Source organism: Anaerovibrio sp. (assembly GCF_051866355.1).
Lineage (GTDB): Bacteria > Bacillota > Negativicutes > Selenomonadales > Selenomonadaceae > Anaerovibrio.
Window position 1 is genome coordinate 1 of the sequence record NZ_JBJDWZ010000038.1, and the last position, 3,935, is coordinate 3,935.

Genomic DNA, 3,935 nt, shown 5'->3' on the forward strand with positions numbered 1-3,935 from the left:
CTGCCAATGCTGCCCTTGTGGACATAGAAGCACTTCATGTCCTGTCCGCCGATATCCAGCACAAAGGACACCTCCGGGCAGAACTCCTGCGCCGCCCGAAGATGGGCAAAGGTTTCCACCTCGCCATCATCTGCATGAAGCGCCGCCTTGACAATCGCCTCACCGTAGCCGGTCGTAAAAGCCGAGGCGATATAGGTATGCTCATTCATGGCCCTGTACAGTTCCTTTAGCTCCCTGACCACCGTCTGCAACGGCGAACCCTGATTGCTGCCATAGGAGGTGTACAAAAGCTCCTTGTTCCTGCCGATGGCCGCCAGCTTGGTCGTAGTGGAGCCCGCATCGATTCCCAGGTACAAAGGCCCCTTATACGTATTCAAATCACCCCGCGGCACCCTGTCCTTGTCATGGCGTGCCCTGAAAGCGGCGTAGGCCTCATCATCCTCAAACAGCACAAAATCGGCCTGCCGTTCCTCTGCAGCCATGACCTTTTCCATCTTTGCCACGCTGTCATTTACCTGCGCCAGGCTGACCGGCCCGGCCTCATCGGAAAGAGCCGCGCCCACAGCCACAAAATAATTGCCGTCCTCTACAGACACAATATGCTCCGGCGCCAGCTTCAAGGTTTCAATAAAGCGTTTCTTCAGCTCCGGAAGAAAATGCAGCGGGCCGCCCAAAAAGGCCACGTTGCCGTCAATCGGCCGTCCCTGGGCCAGATTGCCAATGGTCTGATTTACCACTGCCTGAAAGATGGACAGGGCGATATCAGCCTTCTCGGCACCGTCGTTCATCAGTGCCTGGATATCCGTCTTGGCAAAAACACCACAGCGGGACGCAATGGTATAGACCTGTTTTCCCTTTTCTGCCAAAGCGTTCAGTCCCGGTGCATCCGTAGACAAAAGGGATGCCATCTGGTCGATGAAGGAGCCTGTGCCGCCTGCACACACACCGTTCATCCTCTGCTCCGGAGCCTCACCAAAATATGTAACCTTGGCGTCTTCTCCTCCCAGCTCCACTACTGTGTCCGTATGAGGAATAAGTTCCTTTACGGCAGCAGCGCAAGCAATTACCTCCTGCACAAAAGGAAGGCCGATACGCTCGGCGATTCCCATTCCTGCAGAACCTGTCAGGGCCAGAGAGAACTTCTTTCCCTCCACCACATGGCCCAAAGCCGCCAAATTCTCTTTGAGTACAGCGTTGATTTCGGAAAAATGCCTTGCATATTTCTTGTAAATCAACTTTCTTTCCTTGTTTAGAACTACGACTTTAATCGTGGTTGAACCGACATCGATTCCTACACGCAAAAGCGAATTCATTTTGTCACCACCTGAAAAAACTATGAGCGTGCCAGTGACGCTGCGGATGACTGACCGCCCTTCCGTGCCCCACTGCACAATAGAGATAAATATCCTTATATATTATACCAAAATAAAGAGAAAAACACAAAAATAGACCACCGTAAAATTTCACGATGATCTATTTTATGGCAGCTTCTATTCAGTTGGCTTTCACTTAGCTGATTTTTCCCGCACCGCCGCTTTCGCTCAGCCGGTTTTCGGACGGCTCTCCTGCAGCCTCAATCGATTTTCAGGATGGCCATGAACGCCTCCTGCGGCACCTCCACACGGCCCACGGACTTCATGCGCTTCTTGCCTTCCTTCTGCTTTTCCAGCAGCTTGCGCTTTCTGGAAATATCGCCGCCGTAGCATTTTGCCAGCACGTCCTTGCGCATGGCGCGGACATTCTCGCGGGCAATAATCTTGTTGCCGATGGCCGCCTGGATAGGGATTTCAAACATCTGCTGAGGGATGATTTCCTTCAGCTTGGCCGCCAGCTGCCTGCCCCGCGCCGCCGCGCTGTCAGTATGCACGATGGTGGACAGGGCATCCACCGGCTCCCCGTTCAGGAGGATATCCAGCTTCACCAGCTTGGCCTGCTGGTAGTCCGCCAGCTCATAGTCAAGGGAGGCATAGCCGCGGGTGGAAGATTTCAGCTTGTCAAAGTAGTCATAGATAATCTCGCTCAGCGGAATGTGGTACACAATCATGACGCGGTTCACGTCCAGATAATCCATGCCCTTGAACTCACCGCGCTTGTTCTGGGAAATCTCCATGACCGCCCCTACGAAATCGTTTGGCACGATGACCGTGGCCTTGACATAAGGCTCCTCGATGTACTGGATGGTGGTCGGGTCCGGCAGGTCGGACGGATTGTCCACGGCAATCATCTCCCCGTCCGTCTTGTGCACATGGTAAATAACGCTCGGGGCGGTGGTAATCAGCTTGAGGTTGTACTCACGCTCCAGCCGCTCCTGAATGACATCCATGTGCAGAAGCCCCAGAAAGCCGCAACGGTAGCCAAAGCCCAGAGCGATGGATGTTTCCGGCTCAAAGACCAGCGCCGCATCATTGAGCTGCAGCTTTTCCAGCGCGTCCTTCAGGTTGTCATAATCCGCACTGTCCACAGGGTAAAGGCCGCAGTACACCATCGGCGTAACGCCGCGATAGCCCGGCAGCGGCTCCGGCGCAGGCTTCACCGCGCTGGTGATGGTATCGCCTACCCGCACATCCGCCACCTGCTTCAATGAGCCTGCCACATAGCCTACCGCTCCCGGCCCCAGGGACTGCAGCTCCATCAGTGCCGGACGGAAGCAGCCCAGCTCCGTCACCTCAAAGCTCTTGCCGGTAGCCATCAGCTTCAGCTGGCTGCCCTTTTTGATTTCCCCGTCCATGACGCGGATATGGGCGATAGCCCCCTTGTAGGCATCAAAGTAGGAATCAAAAATCAGCGCCTGCAAAGGCTTTTCCCGCTCCCCGGCAGGAGCCGGAATCCGCTCTACAATGGCATCGAGAATTTCCTCGATGCCCTGCCCCGTCTTGGCAGAGGCCAGGATGGCATCAGAGGCGTCCAGCCCGATAACATCCTCAATCTCCTGCTTGACCCTGTCAGGGTCAGCACTCGGCAAATCTATCTTGTTGATGACAGGAATGATTTCCAGATCATGTTCCAATGCCATGTATACGTTGGCCAGGGTCTGCGCCTCTACCCCCTGCGCCGCATCCACAATCAAAAGCGCCCCCTCGCAGGCGGCAAGGCTTCTGGAAACCTCATAGGTAAAATCCACATGGCCGGGGGTATCAATCAGGTTCAGGCAGTACAGCTCCCCGTCCTTGCCCCTGTAATCCAGCCGGACGGTCTGCGCCTTGATGGTGATGCCGCGCTCCCGCTCCAGATCCATGTTGTCCAGCACCTGCGCCGACATCTCGCGCTCGGACAGGGTACCGGTGTATTCAATCAGCCTGTCAGCAATAGTTGACTTGCCGTGATCTATATGGGCGATAATAGAAAAATTGCGAATTTTCTTGGTGTCCATCTTGTTGTCCATTCACTTCTTCCTCTCAAGCATACATACATATTCATGCTATTATAACATGCCGGATGTTTTCCCTGCAATAGATGGACGGCAGATGCCCCTCATCCCCGGTATGGCACAGGGCGAAAAAAAAGTTGCATTTTTTATTTCTTCATGCTAAAATAGGCAGGTACTGAAATTTCAAGGGGGTGAATTAATTGCCAAATATTAAATCTTCTATTTTGAGTGTAAAGACTGACGCAAAGCGCCATGCAAAGAATATGGCTGAGAAGTCCCGTGTTCGCACTGCTTCCCGCAAGGTATTGGACGCTATTGAGGCTGGCAACGCTGATGAAGCAAAAGCCCTCCTTACTGTCGCTTGCAAGACTATCGACCAGGCTGCTGCAAACCATGTATATCATAAGAATGCCGCAAACCGTAAGAAGTCTCGTTTGGCTCGCAAAGTAAATGCTTTGGCTAAATAATTTGCATGAGAAATAAAGGCTCGTTCTCTTTTGAGGACGGGCCTTATTACATTACCGCCGCTTTTTTCCAAATAATACCGCAGGATACAGCTCCGGCTCCG

General features: G+C 53.4%; 3 protein-coding genes. 1 reads left to right on the forward strand and 2 read right to left on the reverse strand.

The window, feature by feature from the left end; genetic code table 11:
- Together ACI3UA_RS02185 and lepA are read right to left on the reverse strand one after the other, a co-directional pair.
- On the reverse strand, positions 1-1,313 hold a 1,313-nt coding region (locus ACI3UA_RS02185; protein ID WP_439723196.1), incomplete at its 3' end, for a BadF/BadG/BcrA/BcrD ATPase family protein.
- Positions 1,314-1,573: 260 nt separating this feature from the next.
- A complete protein-coding gene (gene lepA, locus ACI3UA_RS02190) occupies positions 1,574-3,370 on the reverse strand; it encodes a translation elongation factor 4 (RefSeq protein WP_439723198.1) in 1,797 nt (598 codons plus the stop codon).
- Positions 3,371-3,567: 197 nt separating this feature from the next.
- On the opposite strand from lepA, the gene rpsT reads away from it, so the two are divergent.
- Entirely contained in the window at positions 3,568-3,834 is a 267-nt protein-coding gene (gene rpsT / locus ACI3UA_RS02195) for a 30S ribosomal protein S20 (RefSeq protein WP_439723197.1), read from the forward strand.
- The last annotated feature ends 101 nt before the right edge of the window (positions 3,835-3,935 follow it).

Excerpts from the sequence above, each read along its gene's own strand:
- lepA (WP_439723198.1), bottom strand. The coding sequence starts at position 3,370 with ATGGACACCAAGAAAATTCGCAATTTTTCTATTATCGCCCATATAGAT.